This window comes from Bacillus sp. Medicinal_06 (assembly GCF_056711665.1).
Genome location: NZ_JBWYHD010000002.1, coordinates 420,540 through 435,844, shown reverse-complemented (window position 1 = coordinate 435,844; position 15,305 = coordinate 420,540). Strand labels below are relative to the sequence as shown.

14 protein-coding genes are annotated in these 15,305 nt (G+C 38.1%); 3 read left to right on the top strand and 11 right to left on the bottom strand.

The features are described 5' to 3' along the window. The first annotated feature begins 85 nt into the window (after window positions 1–85). Entirely contained in the window at window positions 86–280 is a 195-nt protein-coding gene (locus AC1M36_RS05845; protein ID WP_079999563.1) for a hypothetical protein, read from the top strand. A gap of 27 nt (window positions 281–307) precedes the next feature. Here the strand turns inward: AC1M36_RS05845 and ysxE are convergent, their stop codons facing one another. The 8 genes from ysxE to hemA form a co-directional block, all read right to left on the bottom strand. After that, window positions 308–1,333, bottom strand: a complete 1,026-nt coding sequence (gene ysxE, locus AC1M36_RS05840; RefSeq protein WP_336450250.1) for a spore coat protein YsxE — start codon at window positions 1,331–1,333, stop codon at window positions 308–310. A 219-nt stretch (window positions 1,334–1,552) separates the two neighbouring features. Further along, window positions 1,553–2,605 carry a stage VI sporulation protein D gene (spoVID, locus tag AC1M36_RS05835; RefSeq protein WP_479845648.1) on the bottom strand — a complete coding sequence of 351 codons (1,053 nt, stop codon included), beginning with the start codon at window positions 2,603–2,605 and terminating at the stop codon, window positions 1,553–1,555. 172 nt (window positions 2,606–2,777) lie between these two features. Continuing rightward, window positions 2,778–4,067 (bottom strand): glutamate-1-semialdehyde 2,1-aminomutase, encoded by a 1,290-nt coding sequence (hemL, locus tag AC1M36_RS05830; protein WP_336450252.1) that lies wholly within the window; start codon window positions 4,065–4,067, stop codon window positions 2,778–2,780. Next, window positions 4,067–5,056 (bottom strand): porphobilinogen synthase, encoded by a 990-nt coding sequence (gene hemB, locus AC1M36_RS05825; protein WP_336450253.1) that lies wholly within the window; start codon window positions 5,054–5,056, stop codon window positions 4,067–4,069. The genes hemL and hemB overlap by 1 nt, the downstream gene beginning before the upstream one ends. Window positions 5,057–5,086: 30 nt before the next feature. Further along, on the bottom strand, window positions 5,087–5,845 hold the full coding sequence (hemD, locus tag AC1M36_RS05820) for a uroporphyrinogen-III synthase (RefSeq protein ID WP_479845647.1): 759 nt from the start codon (window positions 5,843–5,845) through the stop codon (window positions 5,087–5,089). A gap of 2 nt (window positions 5,846–5,847) precedes the next feature. Continuing rightward, window positions 5,848–6,777 carry a hydroxymethylbilane synthase gene (gene hemC, locus AC1M36_RS05815; RefSeq protein ID WP_479845646.1) on the bottom strand — a complete coding sequence of 310 codons (930 nt, stop codon included), beginning with the start codon at window positions 6,775–6,777 and terminating at the stop codon, window positions 5,848–5,850. A 15-nt stretch (window positions 6,778–6,792) separates the two neighbouring features. Continuing rightward, window positions 6,793–7,626, bottom strand: coding sequence for a cytochrome c biogenesis protein (locus AC1M36_RS05810; RefSeq protein ID WP_336450256.1), 834 nt, complete (start codon window positions 7,624–7,626; stop codon window positions 6,793–6,795). 16 nt (window positions 7,627–7,642) lie between these two features. Next, window positions 7,643–8,980 (bottom strand): glutamyl-tRNA reductase, encoded by a 1,338-nt coding sequence (gene hemA / locus AC1M36_RS05805; protein ID WP_336450257.1) that lies wholly within the window; start codon window positions 8,978–8,980, stop codon window positions 7,643–7,645. A 439-nt stretch (window positions 8,981–9,419) separates the two neighbouring features. Between hemA and AC1M36_RS05800 the strand changes: the two genes are divergently transcribed. Next, on the top strand, window positions 9,420–9,872 hold the full coding sequence (locus AC1M36_RS05800) for a MarR family winged helix-turn-helix transcriptional regulator (protein WP_336450258.1): 453 nt from the start codon (window positions 9,420–9,422) through the stop codon (window positions 9,870–9,872). A gap of 2 nt (window positions 9,873–9,874) precedes the next feature. Continuing rightward, window positions 9,875–10,291 carry an organic hydroperoxide resistance protein gene (locus AC1M36_RS05795; protein WP_336450259.1) on the top strand — a complete coding sequence of 139 codons (417 nt, stop codon included), beginning with the start codon at window positions 9,875–9,877 and terminating at the stop codon, window positions 10,289–10,291. A gap of 99 nt (window positions 10,292–10,390) precedes the next feature. On the opposite strand, the gene ysxC is transcribed toward AC1M36_RS05795, so the two are convergent. The 3 genes from ysxC to lonB form a co-directional block, all read right to left on the bottom strand. After that, window positions 10,391–10,987, bottom strand: a complete 597-nt coding sequence (ysxC, locus tag AC1M36_RS05790) for a ribosome biogenesis GTP-binding protein YsxC (RefSeq protein ID WP_336450260.1) — start codon at window positions 10,985–10,987, stop codon at window positions 10,391–10,393. Further along, a complete protein-coding gene (lon, locus tag AC1M36_RS05785; RefSeq protein WP_336450261.1) occupies window positions 10,984–13,314 on the bottom strand; it encodes an endopeptidase La in 2,331 nt (776 codons plus the stop codon). Before lon ends, ysxC begins: the two co-directional genes overlap by 4 nt. A gap of 234 nt (window positions 13,315–13,548) precedes the next feature. Further along, the gene (gene lonB, locus AC1M36_RS05780; RefSeq protein WP_336450262.1) at window positions 13,549–15,219 is read right to left on the bottom strand and encodes an ATP-dependent protease LonB; all 1,671 of its coding nucleotides are present in this window, start codon (window positions 15,217–15,219) and stop codon (window positions 13,549–13,551) included. Window positions 15,220–15,305 lie beyond the last annotated feature (86 nt).

Sequence of the window (15,305 nt, the reverse complement as noted above, 5' to 3'; positions counted from 1 at the left end):
CTTATCCTGCATACTGTAATATTGCATCTTCATTTTTCAAGATTCATGTTTATTAAATGCTTTCTATACGGAGGAATGATTGATTATGCGACGCTACCGACGCACCTACAATTTTTCAGCCCCTTCATGGGTTAGAAATTTACAAACGATATTTTCTGATTTTGCCATTCCACTTACTATTTTCCAAGGAATTCGCACATTACTACTTCCAACCTTCTTAGATTTCATTATTCTTATTATCTTCGTTGTAGCAACAATCCGTTTACATTTTCAGCCGTAGCCTCACGGCGACTTGAGACTACGGCTATTATTCATTTCCTTGCTGCGCAGCTTGTAATTGTGAAATGAAATATTCTATATTACTTACAAGCCAATGCGCTTGTTGTAACATTTTCACACCTTGAAGTTCTTTCTTTTCACCACGGCTCTGCTGTTTACTTGTATAAGATTGAATTTGCCTAATAAATGGGGACGGATATGTTAGATAAGCAAACATAAGAAGTTGTTCTTCTTTTGTAAACGGAAAATTCTTTTGATACACCTGATACCATTCAAAGCGATCGCTTCTCGCAATTGGATACGTGTTCAATGAGCGGGAATAAAAACGGACAAGTTCTTGAACTGGTGTTGCAAATCCCGACCTTTCTAAGCTAATAAAATAACCGTTTCGTTCATAATCAAATAAAAAATGATTCATCGAAACATTACCATGAATAAAAGAAACGCGTGTTTTTTCTTTCTCTTTCATCGCTTCATGCCACTCGGAAAGCTGTTTCGTTGCAAATTCGCGCGCCCTCATCACATGATGAAAATACGTACAGTACTGTAGTTCAAACGGAGACATATACCATTTTGCCTCAGACTCTACAAGGAATCCCTCTAAGAGTTCCCCATCTTTCTCCCAACGATCAGATATATTTGTATAATGCTCCTCTAATGCCTCTTCCGTATACTTCTCTTCTTTTACCGTCCTTTGATGAAGTAGCGCTAGCGTCTGAAACATTTTATGATATTGATCATTGTCCTCTCCGCTTCCTTCTACTCGCTCTAGCCAAGGCATTAAATAATAACTATATGTTTCGTCGCTCAAAATATGATTTCCATCTGTCGCATGGTAAATCGGGACATAATGCGTAAATCCCTTCTCACGTAAAAATTGAACATGATACATTAAATTATTTCTTTTCAATCGATGAGATGGCAATTTCTTCAATGCATATGGACCTTGATTCGTATAAATTTTTATGACACTCCCATGCTCTTCCATATGATGGACGTCCAATTGATACCGCTGTACTATCGGTGCATAACGATCTCTCAATTCTATATCCATACGAATGATCCTTTCTCATTCAAAACGTAAGATAAAGTGAAACTTTAATCAGTATGCATCTCTTCATCCTCACTGATTATAAGCCTGCACCAACCGGGCTTTTACGGGCGGTTTATCTCCTACCTAACTTCCTCGCCCCTCTCTAAATCCTGAGGTTGTGGTCTTACTGCCCACGATCGCATAATAAAAAGAAAAGAGGTGAAGAAGAAGCTCCTTCACTCACTTTGTCTTCACTCTTGGCACAGGTATATATATAATCTGTCCTGCAGTTAAATATACTTCATCGGTTTGATTCACGCGGTGTAGATGCTGGACAGACGTTTCATATCGCTCCGCAACCGATTCAATTGTATCTCCTTCTTGCACGAAATACATACGTAATTTCGTAAATTCTTCTTCCGGCTCTTTCGTAAACAATTTTGTTAAGTATAATGCATTTTCATCCCGTTGCGAGTAGGCCGCTTCGGCTTCTTCCTCTAATTTCTTTTCCTTCTCTTTCTTAAAATCTTTCCGGCCAAACAATTCAAACTGTGGTGTAGTTTCTTTTGCTAATTCTTCTCGTTCTTCCTCTTCCGGTTCTTCTAGATCTTCTACCTCTTCTACCTCTTCTTCTAACTCTTGTTCTTTACGCTCCTCTAATTGGAAAGGTTCAAATGCATAATCCTCCCATCCATCTGATTCTGTATGGACTGTTACTTCTTCCACTTCCACTTCCACTTCCACTGGTGCTTTATCCTCATCCACCACTTTTGCTTCCTCAATTCTAGCAACTTCTAGATGCCCTATCTCTTCCTCTTGCATTTCATTCTGTATTCTCTCGTCCTCGCATAATCCAGATATCGATATATCTGCTAATAATTGCAGACAACCGTTTTCCTTTAATTCATAATCAAATTCCTCAATGGAAACATACAATTCTTCAACTTGTTTCACTCGATTTCGCGGAATCGAAATTTCTAATGGAAAAGAGTGTACAAGTTCGTTCACACCATCTTCTCTCGTTTCTACATAATCAATGGATTTCGCTGGAGATGAATCTCGTAATGAAAACGTAGAATCCTCTTGCCTTGCGACGTATTCCCCTGTCAAATCTAACTGCCCTCTCACAATTACTTCATATTCAAGCTCTTCTATCTCAACGTCTGGATCTAACGAAATTGACAAAAGTTCTTCGACTTCCTGTCCTTTTTGGAACCAAACCGATTCTTTTAATGAAAAACGTAATGAATGATCTGTTGCCACTTCTTTTCCCCCTCCCAAACTGTATGTCATTACAGATTTATGTGTCTGGGAGTCATTTTATGAGTAAAAAATCGAACTGCACATGTGAACCTCCTATCGATTTTTTCATATATCAACCAGCAGGCACCACTTATCGGAGCTTCAACAATATGTGACATAACAAAAAAAGGTTGTCAGAAATCTCCTGACAACCTTTTTTTCTTTACGCTTTTAATTTTGACATTGCAATTTCTGCCGCTGCAATCGTTGCTTCAATATCTGCATCACTATGCGCTGTTGATAAGAATAATCCTTCAAATTGAGAAGGTGGTAAGAATACACCTTGTTCTACCATTTCACGATAGTAAGCTGCAAAGAATTCTAAATTTGATGTTTTCGCTGCATCGTAGTTAATAACTGGTTCATTCGTGAAGAAAATACCAATCATAGAACCTGCACGGTTTATATAATGCGGAATGCCATGTTTTTCAGCTGCTTTACGTAGGCCATTTTCTAACATTTCCGCTTTACGTTCAAACTCTTGATAACATTCTGGTGTTAATTGTACTAATGTTTCATAACCTGCTGTCATTGCAAGAGGGTTACCGGATAATGTACCCGCTTGATAAATTGGTCCGCTCGGTGCAACTTGGCGCATAATTTCTGCTTTACCACCATATGCTCCTACTGGCAATCCACCACCAATTACTTTTCCTAAACAAGTTAAATCAGGCGTCACACCGTAATAGCCTTGTCCACAGTTGTAAGCAACACGGAATCCTGTCATTACTTCGTCGAAGATAAGCAGAGCACCATTTTGCTCTGTTACTTCACGAAGTCCTTCTAAAAATCCTGGCTGAGGTGGTACAACACCCATATTTCCTGCTACTGGCTCTACAATTACACAAGCAATATCGTCACCGAATTGTTCGAAAGCATATTTTACACTTTCTAAATCGTTATATGCTACTGTAATTGTGTTTTTCGCTACACCTTCAGGTACTCCAGGACTATCTGGTAAACCAAGCGTTGCAACACCAGAACCAGCTTTAATTAATAGAGAATCGCCATGACCATGGTAACAACCGATAAATTTCAAAATTTTATTACGACCTGTGTAACCACGTGCTAAGCGAAGTGCACTCATTGTCGCTTCTGTTCCAGAGTTTACCATACGTACAATTTCAATCGATGGCACACGCTCAATCACAAGCTGTGCTAATTTATTTTCAATTTCTGTTGGCGCACCAAAGCTCGTTCCTTTTTCAGCAACAGCTTTTAATGATTCTACAACACGGTCATTTGCATGTCCGTGAATAAGAGGTCCCCATGATAATACGTAGTCGATGTATTCATTCCCATCAATATCGTACACTTTAGAGCCTTTTCCGCGTTCCATAAAGAGCGGATTCATGCCAACGGATTTAAATGCACGAACTGGACTATTTACACCACCAGGCATTAAATCTTGCGCTTTTGTAAATGCTTCAATCGATTTATCGAACTTTTTCATTATTGTGCGCCTCCTTCTTGTAACCATCGTGCTGCATCTTTCGCATGATACGTAATAATTAAATCTGCTCCTGCACGTTTCATACTTAATAATTTCTCAAGTACAATGTCTTTTTCATTAATCCAACCATTTTGCGCCGCTGCTTTAATCATGGAATATTCTCCGCTCACGTTATACGCAACAATCGGTAAATTAAAATTATTTTTCACATCGCGAATAATATCTAAGTAAGAAAGAGCTGGTTTTACGATTAAGAAATCTGCTCCTTCCATTACATCTGATTCAGCTTCACGGAATGCTTCCATACGGTTTGCTGGATCCATTTGGTACGTTTTACGATCCCCAAATTGTGGTGCACCGTGTGCTGCATCGCGGAATGGACCGTAAAATGCAGATGAATATTTCACCGCATATGACATAACCGGTACATGTGCAAAGCCATTCTCATCTAAAGCATGACGAATCGCAGTTACAAATCCGTCCATCATGTTAGATGGTGCGATAATATCTGCCCCCGCTTTCGCTTGGCTTACCGCTGTTTTCGCAAGAACTTCTAATGATTCATCATTTAAAATGATTCCATTCTCAATAACGCCACAATGTCCATGGCTTGTATATTGACATAAACATGTATCCGCAACTACTACTAACTCTGGAAACTGTTCTTTAATTTGTTTAATTGCACGTTGTACAATGCCATGCTCACAAAATGCAGAAGATCCAACTTCATCTTTTTCAGCAGGTAAGCCAAATACGATAACAGAACGAATACCTAGATCTACAACTTCTTGCATTTCAGCTTGCAGAAGATCTAAAGAGATTTGATATACATCTGGCATAGAAGGAACTTCGTTACGAACATTTTCTCCTTCTAATACAAAAATAGGATAAATAAAATCTTCTGTATGTAAAAATGTTTCACGCACAAGCGCACGCATATTTCCACTTTGTCTTAAACGACGGTGACGATTGAATTGTAAAGAACTCATAGATTTCTATCTCCCATTCTTTTATTTAGATTATGCATTTTGATTATATTTTGAAATGCACTGTATTAACGCTTCTATTGTATATTCTTTTGGAACGATTACATCGGCAAAATAACGCCTTGCCTCCTGCTCTGTTATCGGTCCTATACAAGCAATTGTACATTTTTTTGTCCATTCTCTCCAGTTTGTACCCTCGAGTAATTTCACAAAGCTTATAACAGTAGATGGACTCGTAAATGTAACCACGTCTATCTTACCAGATTCTAAAGCTGCGATAAGATCTTGTTGTTTCTTATCATTTGTTTTTGTTTCATATACAATAAGTTCCTCTAAGAGTACTCCTAATTCTTGGAGTTTAATCGGAATCACATCTCTAGCTAAATTCCCTTTTGGAAATAAAATGCGTTCCTTCCCGCTTAATTCTCTTACAAATTCTTCTGCAAAGGTTTCAGCAACAAACGATGTTGGAACAAAACGAACCTCATAACCCCGCTTTTCTAATTCTTGACCTGTTTTCACACCTACTGCAGCGATGTGAACAGTAGAGGGAATTTTCTCTCCTAAACCATCTAAAAAGAACTTTACCCCGTTTTTACTCGTAAAAATAATCCAGTCATATAAGTGTATCTGCTGCGATACACTTTGAAACACTTGCTGAGATACACCTTCCATACGCAAAAGCGGAATTTCCACTGGAATTCCGCTCTCTTTTTTCACTGCTGCACTCATTTGTCTTACTTGATGCTTTGCACGCGTAATCAGTACTGTTTTACCAGCAAGAGCTTCCATGATTACTGTTGCTCCTTAGTTGCAGCGAGGATGAGCTCTTTTGCTCCTTGCTGAATTAACCGCTCAGCTGCTTCTAGGCCAACTCGCTCTGAATCCATACCTGTAACTGTTTCTTTTAACAAAACAGAACCGTCCATCGAGCCGACAAGAGCTGTTAATTCAATTTCATTATTCTCCGCAAGTGTTGCATAGCCAGCAATCGGTACTTGGCAGCCACCTTCAAGTTTGTGAAGGAACACTCGTTCAGCCGCCACTGTTCGTTCTGTTACAGCATCATTGATATGTGATAATAATTGCAATAAATCTTCATCATTCTCACGGCACTCAATTGCTAAAGCTCCTTGTCCTACAGCTGGTACACATAATGTTTCATCTAAATGCTCAGTAATCACATCATCATCCCAGCCCATTCTTTGTAATCCAGCTGTCGCTAAAATGATTGCATCATAGTTTTCTTCTTTTAATTTACGTAATCTCGTATCAATATTCCCACGAATCCATTTCACTTGTAAGTCTGGTCTAGCAGCTAATAGCTGTGCACTACGTCTTAAACTACTCGTACCAAGAATTGCACCTTCCGCTAAATCCTCAAATGATGCCCCGTTTTTTGAAATGAACGCGTCACGTGGATCAACACGCTTTGGTATACATCCAATTGTTAATCCATCTGGAAGCACAGCTGGCATATCCTTCATGCTATGTACAGCCATATCGATTTCTTTCGTAAGCAATGCATGCTCAATTTCTTTTACAAATAAACCTTTACCGCCTACTTTTGAAAGTGTTACATCTAAAATAACATCGCCTTTTGTAACAATTTCTTTCACTTCAAATTCATATGGTAAACCAAGCGCTTTTAACTGATCAATAAACCAATTTGTTTGCGTTAACGCTAGCTTACTCTTTCTCGAACCGACAATAATTTTGCGCATAATTTTCTCTCCTCATTATAAATACCAAAAGTGGAAGTTGGATAAACTGCTTAATAGGAAAATATTAATTAGCATAACGAGAAAGGCAGCAATATTCCAATTTATAATCTTCTTACCTTGCAATATATCTGATCCTCGTAAATATAACCCCATGCAATATACAAATAAAACAACAAAAGACCCGATTACTTTCGTGTCATACCAATGGAAATTATCTAACTTTGTATATCCCCATATACATCCCAGTAAAATAGCTAACAAGAAAAAAGGAACAGAAAATAGATTTAGTCCATAAGACATTGACTCAAGTTTCGGTAAATTTCCTAACCTTCTTAATCTTGCATTCCATTTCTTTTGTTTTAATAATCGATATTGCAATAAATACATAATCGAAAAGATAAACGATACTGTAAACGCCGCATAGGAAATAATCGCCATTCCTACATGTACGTATACAAGTTCTGAAACTAATTGATGCGCAAGTACCGGCGACATTTTTCCAAGCGGAGTAAAAATAGAAAAAGCGCTTACGCCAAACGCAATGACATTTGTAAAAAAGACTAAAAAGTCAATGCGCATAAATCGATTGATTACGAGCGACATTGTAATTAATAACCACACATAGAAATAAATTCCCGACAATAACGTTAAAATCGGATGCGTCTCTGATTCCGTAGCCCGAAGTAACATAAAAATAGACTGCAATATCCATACAATTGCAAGTAACCAAAAAGCAATTCGATTCGCCTTTCGGTTACTTTGAAAATAATCTATAAAATATAAACTAATGCTACAAGCATATAAAATAATTGCGATATGATAAATAATACTATTATTTAAAAAGCCCATCCGATCATCCTTCCAGTTATAAAGATGGAACGGATGATGTCCACGCTCGTTTATGTTCTCGTTCTTCCGTTTGTTTCACAGCCTCTTCTTGCACTTCTAAATCAAAAATCTTCGCGAATAAAGCGAGCTTTTCCGCAGCTTCCCCTTCAGCTGCCAACTCTTTCGCTACTAAAATTGGATCCTTTAGCAATTGATTGATAATGCTTTTCGTATGCTTACTAATCACTTTTCTCTCACGATCACTAAGCGTTGGAATTTTTCGTTCAAGACTTTGCATCGTCTCACTTTGAATTGCCAATGCTTTATCACGAAGAGCTGATATTAATGGAACAACACCCAGCGTATTTAACCACGCTTTAAATATAACGATTTCCTCTTCAATCATAAGTTCAATTTTTTCTGCTTCTTTCAAACGCTCCGCACGATTTGCTTCTACTACGCCTTGCAGATCATCAATATCGTACAAGAAAGAACCCTCTAGCTCATCAATTGCTGGATCAATATCACGCGGTACTGCAATATCTACCATAAATAACGGGCGACCACAGCGCATCCGTTCCACTCTTGTCATCATTTCTTTCGTAATCACATAATCTGAAGCGCCAGTTGAACTAATTAAAATATCCGCTTCTAAAAGCGCACATTGCAATTCACTTAACGGTTTCGCATGTCCCATATATTTCTCAGCCATTGTTTCCGCTTTCGTAAACGTACGGTTCATAACGGTTACTTTACGCGCTCCGCTTCCGTACAAGTTTTGCAATGCAAGTTCGCCCATTTTTCCAGCGCCAAGAATTAAAACGTGACAATCTGTTAAATCACCGAAAATTTTCTTTCCAAGCTCAACAGCTGCATAACTAACCGACATTGCACTTTCACCAATTGTTGTTTCTGAATGAGCACGCTTCGCTAACGTAATGACTTGTTTAAACAATTCATTAAAAATTGTACCAGTTGCTTTCACTTCTTGCGCCTCTAAGAAGCTATTTCGAATTTGACCTAAAATTTGCGTTTCACCAACTACCATAGAATCTAATCCGCACGTTACACGGAATAAATGTTCAATCGCACCATCTTGTTCAAAAATAGACAAGTATGGCGACACTTCTTCTATCTCAAGCTGAAACCAATCAGCTAAAAACTTCTTAATGTAATATCGTCCCGTGTGTAATTGATCGACGACAGCATAGATTTCTGTGCGGTTGCACGTTGATACAATGACATTTTCTAACACGCTCTTTTGATTTTGTAACGTTGTCATTGCCTGCTCTAACTCTGCTGCCTGAAATGTGAGTTTCTCACGAAATTCTACAGGGGCTGTTCGATAATTTACACCAACAACAAGAATATGCACGCAGCATGTCCCCCTTCAACCGTTTTATCACCTATCTACTATCATAATACAACTTTCCTGTTATGAATCTGACAATCGTGTGAACATCGACAAATTATTTCTTGCTGATTTTCACACCTAGCAGGAAATACGTTACCCATCTGCATAAATCCCTTACTTTATAATCATTATAAAATAATAACTCTATTTGTACGTTACCAAAAAAAACTGTCAGAATCAAGTGATGGAAACTATTCCATAAGGATTGGAAGGCTATCTTTTTTATCTTCTTTCATCATACAGAAAAATATGTATGATTGTTCCAAAATGTAACAATTTCTTTCATGTGACACATTACTCAACATTTTTTCGTTGCAATGTATTTGACATCTCATTTCTTTTTCGTTATATTTATTTTACAAAATTAAATTGCGCACAATTTTAAAAAGGGGGGATGTTTATGAAAGAGAATTCTTTACATCTCGATAATCAACTTTGTTTTTCTATTTATGCCTGTTCTAAAGAGGTAACACGCTTTTATCGGCCTTATTTAGAAGAAATGGGTATTACGTATCCACAGTACATTACATTATTAGTACTTTGGGAACAAGATGGATTAACTGTAAAAGAAATTGGCGAACGTCTATTTTTAGATTCTGGTACATTAACACCTATGTTAAAACGCATGGAAACATTAGAATTAGTTACACGTGTTCGCTCTAAGGAAGATGAACGCAAAGTGTGTATTGAACTAACAGAAAGAGGATACGCTTTAAAAGAAAAAGCTTGTTCATTGCCAGAAACTATGGCTACCAATTTAGGAATTACAGAACAAGAATATCGATCATTATTAATTCAATTAAATCAATTAATTGAAACCATGAAAACAATCAATGATAGAAAAGGGGAATAAACATGGAAAAATTATATACAGCAACTGTAACTGCAACAGGTGGAAGAAATGGGAAAGTTGTTTCTGAAGACGGCATTCTAAACCTTGATGTGAAGATGCCAAAAGCATTAGGCGGTATGGGCGGTGAAGCAACGAATCCAGAACAATTATTTGCAGCTGGCTATTCAGCTTGCTTTGATAGTGCTCTGCAGCTAGTTATTCGTACAAAACGTGTAAAAGTAGAAAGTACAGAAGTAACAGCCCACGTTTCCATTGGAAAAGATACAGATGGTGGTTTTGGATTATCTGTTGTACTTGATGTACGTGTAGTTGGCGTATCTCATGCTGAAGCACAAGAACTTGTAGAAGCTGCACATGGCGTATGTCCGTATTCAAAAGCGACTAGAGGGAATATTGAAGTTACATTAAATGTACTGTAAAGAGGTGTTCATAAGGTCCGGTAAAGATAGTTGTCTTATTTCTTTATCCCCTCTTTGCATTTGTACTATAATAAGAAACAAAAAACGTGCGACGAATTGTCACACGTTTTTTGTTTTCGTAAACTTATGAATGGCTTTCCAAGCTTCTTCTTTTCCAAGCCCTGTTTCTGATGAAAATAGAACAACCTCATCGCCAACCTCGACATCAAGCGTTTCTTTTACAACCTTCAAATGCTTTTGCCATTTCCCTTTCGGAATTTTATCAGCTTTCGTTGCAATGATAATCGTTGGAATTTCATAATGCTTTAAGAAATCGTACATCATCACGTCATCGTTTGTTGGTGGATGACGTAAATCAACTACTAATACAGCCGCGTCTAATTGCTCACGCGTTGTAAAGTAAGTTTCAATCATTTTGCCCCATGCCGCTCGCTCTGATTTTGATACTTTCGCATAACCATAACCAGGAACATCGACAAAGTGCATCATTTCATTAATTAAGAAAAAATTCAACGTTTGCGTTTTTCCTGGTTTAGAAGAAATACGTACTAACTTTTTACGGTTTAAAATTTTATTAATAAAGGAAGACTTCCCAACATTAGAACGACCTGCTAATGCAATTTCTGGTAAGTCACCATCTGGATATTGTTCTGGTTTAACAGCACTAATAACAATATCTGCTTTTGTTACTTTCATTGTTTCACTCCTACTAATGCATGCTCCAATACTTCATCTAAATGAGACACAAGCACAAACGTAAGATTTTCTTTTACGCTTTCTGGAATATCATCTAAATCTTTTTCATTTTCGGCTGGCAAAATAATTTTTGTTAAGCCCGCGCGGTGAGCACTTAATGTTTTTTCTTTTAAACCACCGATTGGTAATACACGACCACGAAGTGTAATTTCACCTGTCATCCCTACTTCTTTGCTTACAGGTACACCTGTCAGTGCGGAAATAAGCGCCGTCGCCATCGTAATACCAGCTGATGGGCCATCCTTTGGAACCGCCCCTTCTGGAACGTGAATATGGATATCATTCTTTTCGTGGAAATCTGGATCAATATGAAGCTCTTCTGCACGAGAACGAATATAGCTAAATGCAGCTTGTGCAGATTCTTTCATAACATCCCCAAGTTTCCCTGTTAAAATTAATTTTCCTTTTCCTGGTGCTACAGACACTTCAATTGCAAGCGTATCACCACCAGCAGCCGTATACGCTAAACCAGTTGCCATCCCAACTTGGTCTGTCGTTTCAGCTTGTCCATAACGGAATATATGTTTACCAAGTAAATCTGTAATATTTTTTTCCGTTACAATAATACGTTTACGCTCTTCTGTAACGATGATTTTTGCTGCTTTACGACAAATCTTTGCAATTTGACGTTCTAGTGTACGAACACCAGCCTCACGCGTATAGTAGCGAATAATCTCAAGCAACGCATCATCGCGCACTTGTAGATTTCCTTTTCGCAAGCCATGTTCTGTTAATTGCTTCGGTAATAAATGTTCACGAGCAATATGTACCTTTTCAATCTCTGTGTAACCAGCAATTGAAATAATTTCCATACGATCAAGAAGTGGACCTGGGATGCTGACAAGTGTATTTGCAGTTGCAACAAACATTACCTTTGATAAATCATACGGCTCCTCGATATAATGATCGCTAAAGTTATGGTTTTGTTCTGGATCTAATACTTCAAGTAACGCCGCCGATGGATCACCACGGAAATCATTAGACATCTTATCAATCTCATCTAATAAAAAGACTGGATTTATTGTCTTGGCCTTTTTCATTCCTTGAATAATACGACCTGGCATTGCTCCAACATATGTACGACGGTGACCACGAATTTCAGATTCGTCACGAACACCACCAAGGGAAACACGAACAAAATTACGATTTAACGATGTTGCAATCGAACGCGCTAAAGATGTTTTCCCCACACCTGGCGGGCCAACTAAACAAAGGATCGGTCCTTTTAAAGAATTTGTTAGCTTTTGAACAGCTAAATATTCTAGCACACGTTCTTTCACTTTCTCAAGACCGTAATGATCTCTATTTAAGATTGTTTCAGAATGCGCTAAATCGATCATATCTTCTGTTGCTTCTGTCCACGGAAGCGCTAATAACCAATCAAGATAATTACGAATTACACCGCTCTCCGCAGAGCTTACTGGTAACTTTTCATAACGATCTAATTCTTTTAAAGCAGCCTTCTTCGTTTCTTCTGGCATTCCTGCCTCTTCGATTTTTTCACGAAGCCCTTCAACTTCGCCGCCTTTACCTTCTTTATCACCAAGTTCTGTTTGAATCGCCTTCATTTGTTCGCGCAAGAAATATTCTTTTTGCGTCCGTTCCATCGAACGTTTCACTTTTTGACCAATTTTCTTTTCTAAGCTCAGTAGCTCTTGTTCGTCTTGAATGATAGAAATGAGTGTATGTAATCTTTCTTTTACAGATAAGATTTCTAAAATCTCTTGCTTTTGTTTTGTTTTAATCGGTAAATGAGAAGAGATTAAATCAGCTAAGCGACCCGGTTCTTCTACATCCACTACTGTTGCAAATGTTTCATTCGATACTTTTTTCGAAACTTTAATGTATTGCTCGAAATGTTCTAGCAACGTGCGCATAAGGGCTTTTTCCTCTAGAGTGCCCTCTTCTTCTTCTGTTACCGTTTGAATCGAAACTTTTACTACATCTTCTTCTTCAATAAACTCAACTATTTCTGCTCTATGTAAACCTTCTACAAGGACACGAAGCGTGCCGTTCGGCAGTTTTAACATCTGCTTTACTTTCGCTACTGTACCCACACTATATATGTCATCTTCTTTTGGATCATCGATATTCATTTCTTTTTGCATTGCTAAAAAGATGATATTTTCATCCATTGCTGCCTGCTCTAGTGCTTGTATTGATTTATCACGTCCTACATCAAGATGCAGAACCATCGTTGGATATACGAGAACGCCTCTTAATGGTAGGAGGGGCACAATTCTTTCGTTCGTATTCATACTAGACATAGCACCTCCATAATAAATTAAACTCCTGTTCAACTATTTTATATTACAATACATCTTGATGCAATTGCAGAGATTCCTTGCAATTGCAAATCCCCTACTTTTTCTTTCTCCAAAAAAGAAAAAGGGACCCCGCTTAAGCATACAAACTTAAACGAAGTCTGGCAAATATTATTATATTCTAGTTGCTGCTCACCTTAGATGAAATCGTCTATTACAACCTTATTCGGTTTCATATTACATGGATTGTACGTCACCTTCATCAACCTGATGACGCACATTGATTTCACGATGCAAGTTTTCCTGTACGAATGTTAACTCAAAAACTTCCTTCAATTTTCGAACAGGTATAATTTCAATACCCTTTATCGTATATAAAAATGGTTGCATATTTTCAGCAGGGATAATTACCTTTTTTGCTCCCGCCTTTTTTGCTGCTTTCACTTTTGCATATACGCCACCTACTGGCTTTACTTCACCATGAATACTTATTTCTCCTGTCATCGCGATTTCATTATTCACATAAACTTGATGGAGAGCAGAGTATACCCCTGTTGCCATTGCGATTCCTGCTGAAGGCCCATCAATTGGAACGCCGCCTGGGAAATTAATATGTATATCATATCCTTCTGGCAACAAATCAAGAGAACGCAGCACTGTCAACACATTATCAACTGAGCCTTTTGCCATACTTTTGCGTCGGATTGATTTCGTTTGACTACCAATGCTCTCTTCTTCCACAATCCCTGTAACATTTATCGTACCTTTTTCCGTAGCTGGTATTGCTGTTACTTCAATTTCTAATAGTGCTCCTGTATTCGGTCCATATACTGCAAGTCCATTCACAAGACCAACCTTCGGAATTGGATAAATACGCTTTTCATATTTTGGAGTAAGCTGACTAGAATGAACGACCCATTCAATATCCTCATCTTTAATAAATGAGCGTTCCTCATTAATTGCCATTCCAGCAGAAATTTGCACAAGATTAATGGCTTCTCTTCCATTCCTTGCATACATTCCAATTAATTCAATACCTTGTTCCCCGATTTCCATCTTTACTTTTTCTGCTGCATTCTTCGCTACTTTTTGAATTTCTTCCGTATCGAGTTCACGGAAGAAAACTTCTAGACAACGAGAGCGAATAGCCGGAGGAATTTCATCTGGAGAACGAGTTGTCGCTCCAACTAAGCGAAAATCTGCTGGTAAGCCTTTTTGAAAAATATCATGTATGTATGTTGGAATCATTGAATTTTCTTCGCTATAGTATGCACTTTCTAGAAATACTTTACGATCTTCTAATACTTTTAGCATTTTATTCATCTGGATTGGATGCAATTCACCAATTTCATCAATAAATAAAATACCTCCATGCGCATCTGTTACAGCACCTTTTTTCGGCTGCGGAATCCCCGCCTGTCCCATTGCACCTGCACCTTGATAAATCGGATCATGCACCGAGCCAATTAACGGATCAGCAATTCCACGCTCATCAAAGCGAGCCGTTGTTGCATCCAGTTCAATAAATGTTGCGTTCATACGAAATGGTGATTTTTGATTTTTCTTCGCTTCTTCTAACACAAGACGCGCCGCTGCCGTTTTTCCTACTCCAGGAGGGCCATATATAATGACATGCTGCGGATTCGGTCCACAAAGCGCCGCCTGTAATGATTTAATTCCGTCCTCTTGCCCAACAATATCTAAAAAAGATGTAGGGCGTACCTTTTCAGCAAGCGGTTCTGTTAAAGAGATTTCACGCATTTTGCGAAGTTGTTCTAATTCTTTTTTTGATTCTCGATCAATTGAAACTTTTTGTGTTCGCTGGTTTCGAAGCAAATGCCAGAAATACAATCCGACAATTACGCCAAAAACAAGTTGAACAAGTAAGAATATATTTGTCCAGCTCATAATTCATTTCCTCCCGCTATGTTTTACCATTCAGTATTTCCTGGGAGGAATCGTGCTAAACATAATAAGAAACAGCAATTATAAAA

What these genes read in the sequence shown, in the direction of transcription:
- hemL (WP_336450252.1), bottom strand. Translation starts at nt 4,067, where the DNA reads ATGAAAAAGTTCGATAAATCGATTGAAGCATTTACAAAAGCGCAAGAT.
- AC1M36_RS05810 (WP_336450256.1), bottom strand. Translation starts at nt 7,626, where the DNA reads ATGGGCTTTTTAAATAATAGTATTATTTATCATATCGCAATTATTTTA.
- lonB (WP_336450262.1), bottom strand. Translation starts at nt 15,219, where the DNA reads ATGAGCTGGACAAATATATTCTTACTTGTTCAACTTGTTTTTGGCGTA.
- AC1M36_RS05800 (WP_336450258.1), top strand. Translation starts at nt 9,420, where the DNA reads ATGAAAGAGAATTCTTTACATCTCGATAATCAACTTTGTTTTTCTATT.
- ysxE (WP_336450250.1), bottom strand. Translation starts at nt 1,333, where the DNA reads ATGGATATAGAATTGAGAGATCGTTATGCACCGATAGTACAGCGGTAT.
- spoVID (WP_479845648.1), bottom strand. Translation starts at nt 2,605, where the DNA reads ATGACATACAGTTTGGGAGGGGGAAAAGAAGTGGCAACAGATCATTCA.
- ysxC (WP_336450260.1), bottom strand. Translation starts at nt 10,987, where the DNA reads ATGAAAGTAACAAAAGCAGATATTGTTATTAGTGCTGTTAAACCAGAA.
- hemC (WP_479845646.1), bottom strand. Translation starts at nt 6,777, where the DNA reads ATGCGCAAAATTATTGTCGGTTCGAGAAAGAGTAAGCTAGCGTTAACG.
- hemD (WP_479845647.1), bottom strand. Translation starts at nt 5,845, where the DNA reads ATGGAAGCTCTTGCTGGTAAAACAGTACTGATTACGCGTGCAAAGCAT.
- AC1M36_RS05795 (WP_336450259.1), top strand. Translation starts at nt 9,875, where the DNA reads ATGGAAAAATTATATACAGCAACTGTAACTGCAACAGGTGGAAGAAAT.
- lon (WP_336450261.1), bottom strand. Translation starts at nt 13,314, where the DNA reads ATGTCTAGTATGAATACGAACGAAAGAATTGTGCCCCTCCTACCATTA.
- hemB (WP_336450253.1), bottom strand. Translation starts at nt 5,056, where the DNA reads ATGAGTTCTTTACAATTCAATCGTCACCGTCGTTTAAGACAAAGTGGA.
- AC1M36_RS05845 (WP_079999563.1), top strand. Translation starts at nt 86, where the DNA reads ATGCGACGCTACCGACGCACCTACAATTTTTCAGCCCCTTCATGGGTT.